The organism is Ferrovum myxofaciens (genome assembly GCF_000735045.1).
GTDB lineage: Bacteria > Pseudomonadota > Gammaproteobacteria > Burkholderiales > Ferrovaceae > Ferrovum > Ferrovum myxofaciens.
The window spans coordinates 1-1,020 of the sequence record NZ_JPOQ01000437.1; the positions used below are offsets into that span (position 1 = coordinate 1).

General features: G+C 54.2%; 2 protein-coding genes. Both read right to left on the minus strand.

The genetic code is table 11. The features are described 5' to 3' along the window. Positions 1-87: 87 nt before the first annotated feature. The gene (locus IV91_RS17005; protein WP_051862766.1) at positions 88-567 is read right to left on the minus strand and encodes a DUF2844 domain-containing protein; all 480 of its coding nucleotides are present in this window, start codon (positions 565-567) and stop codon (positions 88-90) included. Between the two features lie 199 nt (positions 568-766). After that, positions 767-1,020, minus strand: a 254-nt coding sequence (locus IV91_RS18710; protein WP_160171600.1) for a hypothetical protein, incomplete at its 5' end; no start/stop codon positions are given.

The window sequence follows — 1,020 nt, forward strand, 5'->3', positions numbered from 1 at the left end:
CGCCCCCTCCCCCTCCACCACAAGCCGTCAAAGCCAGGAAAAGCCCCGGGATCAGTGCCCGAAGGAAAAATTTCAGTGAAGGCGTCTTCATGGGGCCACTCCAAGAAGAGAGAGGTCCAGACCCGCAGGCAGCAGAGCCGGGGCGTAGGCGGAGCCCTGATAGGCTCCCATGTGACCACTGGCATGAACGACCAGAGCGGGCGTATGGAGGGCGATGGGGGTCCGGTAGGACCCCGGGCGCAGGTGGAGGTTCTGGAGAGACTGTTGGTACTGGGGAAAATAGGAACCCAAAAAAATATTGGAGTCAGGCAGGGTGGGGCCTGACCAAGTCAGAGCAAAGACGGTGCCATGACTGGAGTATTCCGTCACGATCACATGCTGCAAGGTTTCAACGGATTGTTGACGAATTCCTCCAGGGGGGCTGGCAGAAGCCGCGTGGGCAGGGACATAGGAGGTTAATGGGAACCCTTCCTGAGGCACTTGCAGATCATTTCCTCCCAATGCTGCCCATCCCTTCAGAGACACCATTAAACCGAGAACCCCCAATGACCAGAGTACACGTACCATCTTCAAACCTCGCAATGGGGAAAGACTTCAGACTAACAGAACACGCGGGTTCGATTGTGACTCTCTGTAAAAGTTCAGGGTGTTTTGATGGGTACTCCCCAGCAACCCCGTAATTCGTAGGCAGGGTCCTCTGAGTTGGGGCGCAGTGGTAGAACTTCCCTGACCTGCCGCAGTGACTGTCCACTCTGGTGGTCAGTGTTTATCGACCCTTGAAAAACCTCGCTTTTTTTGCTGTGATAGACTGACTGAGGAAGGTATCTTTTTTATGGTATAAAACATTGACTAATCTTTTGTTTTTGAGAGAAAATGGCCGATGGCCGATGGCCGATGGCCGATGGCCGATGGCCTCTGGTTCGGGAGGCAACATCGGGTCGGGGAAATGATTTGCCATTGGTGCGTTGGCATGCATTTCCTGAGCGTTGCCGTATCCATCGATCACTGATTTATGGCAAC

Excerpts from the sequence above, each read along its gene's own strand:
- IV91_RS17005 (WP_051862766.1), bottom strand. The coding sequence starts at position 567 with ATGGTACGTGTACTCTGGTCATTGGGGGTTCTCGGTTTAATGGTGTCT.